This window comes from Halomonas sp. OfavH-34-E (assembly GCF_024124525.1).
Lineage (GTDB): Bacteria > Pseudomonadota > Gammaproteobacteria > Pseudomonadales > Halomonadaceae > Halomonas > Halomonas litopenaei.
In genome coordinates, this window is sequence record NZ_JAMXRY010000104.1 from 1 (window position 1) to 4,078 (window position 4,078).

General features: G+C 61.8%; 7 protein-coding genes. All 7 read left to right on the forward strand.

The window, feature by feature from the left end:
* Positions 1 to 419 (forward strand): recombinase RecT (locus NH448_RS23165; protein ID WP_253029562.1); only part of this gene is annotated, 419 nt, incomplete at its 5' end.
* Positions 407 to 1,051 carry a lambda exonuclease family protein gene (locus tag NH448_RS23170; RefSeq protein WP_045993465.1) on the forward strand — a complete coding sequence of 215 codons (645 nt, stop codon included), beginning with the start codon at positions 407 to 409 and terminating at the stop codon, positions 1,049 to 1,051. The genes NH448_RS23165 and NH448_RS23170, both read left to right, overlap by 13 nt.
* A gap of 9 nt (positions 1,052 to 1,060) precedes the next feature.
* A complete protein-coding gene (locus NH448_RS23175; protein WP_253029563.1) occupies positions 1,061 to 2,122 on the forward strand; it encodes a hypothetical protein in 1,062 nt (353 codons plus the stop codon).
* 37 nt (positions 2,123 to 2,159) lie between these two features.
* The gene (locus NH448_RS23180) at positions 2,160 to 2,570 is read left to right on the forward strand and encodes a hypothetical protein (RefSeq protein WP_253029564.1); all 411 of its coding nucleotides are present in this window, start codon (positions 2,160 to 2,162) and stop codon (positions 2,568 to 2,570) included.
* A gap of 232 nt (positions 2,571 to 2,802) precedes the next feature.
* Complete coding sequence (locus NH448_RS23185) at positions 2,803 to 3,306, forward strand: class I SAM-dependent methyltransferase (protein WP_045995231.1); 504 nt, start codon at positions 2,803 to 2,805, stop codon at positions 3,304 to 3,306.
* Between the two features lie 97 nt (positions 3,307 to 3,403).
* The gene (locus tag NH448_RS23190) at positions 3,404 to 3,649 is read left to right on the forward strand and encodes a hypothetical protein (RefSeq protein ID WP_253029565.1); all 246 of its coding nucleotides are present in this window, start codon (positions 3,404 to 3,406) and stop codon (positions 3,647 to 3,649) included.
* A complete protein-coding gene (locus NH448_RS23195; RefSeq protein ID WP_222569932.1) occupies positions 3,646 to 3,864 on the forward strand; it encodes a hypothetical protein in 219 nt (72 codons plus the stop codon). The genes NH448_RS23190 and NH448_RS23195 overlap by 4 nt, the downstream gene beginning before the upstream one ends.
* Positions 3,865 to 4,078 lie beyond the last annotated feature (214 nt).

Sequence of the window (4,078 nt, forward strand, 5' to 3'; positions counted from 1 at the left end):
TTCGCGATCGCTCGAGCGCTTGGAAGGCCTACCAGTCCAAAGGCAAGTCGTGCCCCTGGGTTACCGACTGGGGGGAGATGGCAAAGAAGACGTGCGTGAAGCGGGCCTACAAATACTGGCCCAAGACAGAGCAGCTCGAGCAAGCGATCCACCACCTCAATACCGAGGGCAACGAAGGCTTGGCGGCGGATGGCCCGCAGCGAGACGAGGGGCTCGGTCAGCGTTGGGTGGAGCAGGCTACCAAGGCCGAGAGCACTGAGCGATTGGCTGAGGTATGGCAAGCCGGCCTGGCGGACATCAAGAAGGCCAGAGACATGGCGGCCTATAGCGAGTTCAAGGCAGCGGTCGAGAAGCGCGGTGAAGCGCTCAAGCAGGCCGAGGCCAATACCATCGAAGGAGAGGCCCAATGCGAATCATAGAGTGCGATCAAGGCAGCGCAGATTGGCACCTGGCACGAGCTGGCTGCATTACCGCCAGCATGTTTGAGGCTGCGCGCGCCAGGCTCAAGAGCGGCCCAAAGAAGGGTCAGCCTACTGAGAAGGCGCGGGACTATGCGTTCCGCCTCGCCATTGAGCGCATCAGCGGGCAGCCGCTCGACGAAGGGTTTGAGACCTGGGCGATGAAGCGCGGGCACGAACTCGAGCCAATGGCACGGATGGAACACGAGATGGCCACCGGGCTGATTGTTCAGCATGCAGGGTTCGTCACCACTGATTGCGGGTTCTTCGGCGCCTCGGCTGACGGCCTGATCGACCCCGACGGTGGCAGCGAATACAAGTGCTTTGTGGCGCCAGACAAGCTGCGCGCATTCCACATCGACAACGACATCAGCACGGTCGTGGATCAAGTACAAGGTGGCATGTGGATCACTGGAAGAAAGTGGTGGCACATCGGCCTTTATTGCCCAGCACTGGAGCCGATCGGCAAGCAGCTCTGGTTCAAGGAGTTCGAGCGCGACGACGAATATATCGGCCAGCTCGAGGAGGACCTGATGGCCTTCAAGTCGATGGTGGATGAATACGAACAACTGCTGCGAAGCAAGGCAGCGTAGGAGGAGAGCATGACCGCTGTAGCTGAGAAAGAATCAACAGAGTTGGTCACAGTGCCGTCCAAAGAGACGGCGCTTGAGGTGTTCAAGACTGATAAGGGCTTGGACCCATACCTGGCAACGATCCGCGAGGAGCTGGACGCTTTTCTCGCCGAACCGCCCACCCTGGATACCGCAAAGGGACGGCAAGCCTACGCCTCCATGGCGCACAAGATAGCCCGCAGCAAGACTGCAATCGACAATATTGGCAAGGAGCTAGTGGCCGACCTCAAGCAATTGCCAAAGACCATCGACGCAGAACGGAAGCGGTGGCGTGACCAGCTGGACGCATGGCGCGACGAAGCGCGTGGGCCGCTGAACGAGTGGGAGGCCGCCGAGGAGGCGCGCAAGGAGAAGCACGAAGCCGGAATCCGGCATATCAGGGATTGCGCGATGGGCCTTATCGGCGGCGAGCCCCAGCCGTATGGCCTGCTCTTCCGAGAGCTAGAAGAAAAGGTTGTGATTGACGAGTCATGGGAAGAATACGAGGCAGAGGCCCACAGAGCAAAAGCCGACGCGATGGCGACCTTGAAGGCTGCGTTCGCTGAACACCAAAAGCGAGAAGCAGAGCAGGCCGAGCTTGAACGCCTTCGCCAAGAAGCGGCAGAGCGCGAGCAGAAGGAACGCGAGGAACGCATTGCGCGTGAGGCCGAGGAGCGGGCCCGCCGTGAAGCCGAGGCGGCCGCCCAAGCAGAGCGTGACGCTGCCGCTCGCCGGGAAGCTGAAGCCAAGGCAGCGGCGGAGCGGCGTGAGCGTGAGCACAAGGAAGCAATTGAACGTCAGCGCCGGGAAGCAGAAGCAGAGCGTCAGCGCATCGAAGACGAGCACCGCCGCCGCGAGGAGGAGCGCCTGGCCGATGAGCGTCGCCAGCAAGATGAGTTGGCACGACGCCAGGCCGACAAGGAGCATCGCGCCCGCATCAACCGCGCCGCCCTTGAGGCCATGATTGACGGTGGGATGCCGGAGGACTGCGCCAAGACGGCTATCACGCTCATTGCGAAAGGGCAGATACCCAGTATCACCATCAACTACTGACAGGCCCCACACCGGGGCCTTTTTTGTGGGAGGCGGTATGGAACAACACCAATGGAAGACCACGGAAAAACAGTACGTGAAGCGCCGTCTCGATGAGGGCGCCACCTACAAGGACATCGCAACAGAGTTGGGGCTTGGGCGAGACCAGGTCCATGGCTTGGCGAAACGCAGCGGCTTTACTGATCCCAGTCGTCGCGGCGCGTGGCGTCGGCGAGATTGGTCCGAGATCGACCAGACAGTGCAGGACTGCATCGAGGTCCAGTGCATGTCCATTCGGCAAGTCGTCAGCCATCTGCAGCGGCAGGGCATATCGACCAGCTACTCCAGCATCAACAACCGGGTCAAGCAGATGCCCGCTTCGGTCCAGTTTCAGGCCCGCGTTAACGCGGCCCGTCGCCAAGCCAGCAATGCATATCGAATGCGCCTGCGGATCAAGCGGGCGGCATGAATAAACGCGCCGTGCCCGGTGGCGCCAATGACCGGGACGAGGCCAGGCCACCGTGTCTCAAAACGGAGTCAGCCCGCTGGCCGCCGTCTCCTCAGCTCCACCCGTGCTGAGCGCGGGCGAGTTCACTGCACAGCAGTAGGCGGCAGGGCGGGCCGGGTGCCGCACGTGAAGCGGCAATTTCTTTCCAGCCTCGGCACGCGCCGGGGCTTTTTCATGTCATGGAGAAAAACTCATGGAGCGAATTCTCGATCCGTGCTGCGGGCCACGGTCTATGTGGTTCGATCGTGAGAACCCGAACGCCATTTTTGGCGACATCCGCAGCGAGACCATCACGGTAACTGATCGAAGCCACGGCCGGCAGGATGGAAAGCGAATCCTGCGCATCGAGCCTGACGAACTCATCGACTTTCGCAACCTGCCATATGCCGACGACACATTCCGCCTCGTCGCCTTCGATCCGCCCCATTTAGAGCGAGCCGGCCCCAAGAGCTGGATGGCTGCGCGTTATGGAAAGCTGGGCGATGACTGGCGATACGACATTCAGCGCGGGTTTAGCGAGTGTTTCCGCGTCTTGGAGCCTGAGGGCGTCCTCGTCTTCAAGTGGAACGAAACGCAGGTAAAGCTGCGCGAGGTTCTATCGCTGACGGAGATCCGGCCGCTATTTGGCCAAGTCTCGGGGCGTGGAGGGCTCACCCACTGGCTGGTCTTCATGAAGCCGTATAAGGAGTCCGCATGACACCAGCCGAGTGGATCAACGACATCGAGGTTTGGGGCGAGGTCGGCGCCAGAGCTGTCGAGCAGGCGCTGGCCGATCAGATGTGGAGGGAGTGGGTATGCGGCGAGTAGACAGACTGCGCGGCCTGGTGTCCGTGCAGCAGGAGATCAGGGTGCGGGAAGGACTGCCGGTGCGGTTCAGCGCCCGGCACGTGGCGGCGGGCCTCGGCGCCGTGATGGGCCAGTACCGGTTGGTGAAAGCGCCAGAGGCAGCGCAAGAGGCGATCCGGCAGTGGCACGAGCACGGGCGGATTCAGCGCGACGGCACGCTCGACGGGATACCGGCTTGGAGGAAGGCGGGATGAAGCTGACACAGCAGCACCTCAAGAAGCACCCCGAGAAGCTGGGACGATTCGACCAAGTGCGGATCTGGTCTGGCGAATGGCACATGTGGTGGCGGCCAGATGCTCGCGGCTACACCCCGAACCAGAGCGAGGCAGGAGTGTACGACACGATTGAGGCCTGGGCCTGTGTTGCGCACTGCGGCCCCGAGAAGAAGATCATCCTGGTGGCGACATGATCGCGGCCATCATTCTCGGCCTGCTCATCATGGCCGGCGGGGCGCTGGTCCTGAGAGAAGCGAGGCGGGCGTACAGAGAACAGAGGGGAAGGGTATGAGCAGTTCGATTGAAGCGCTACAGCAGCGGCTGGAGCAGGTGGAAGCCGAGAGGGATGCTTTCGAAGACATGGCGAAGTGGATGTCTGCCGACTTGTCCTCCATCGGAGATGAGCGT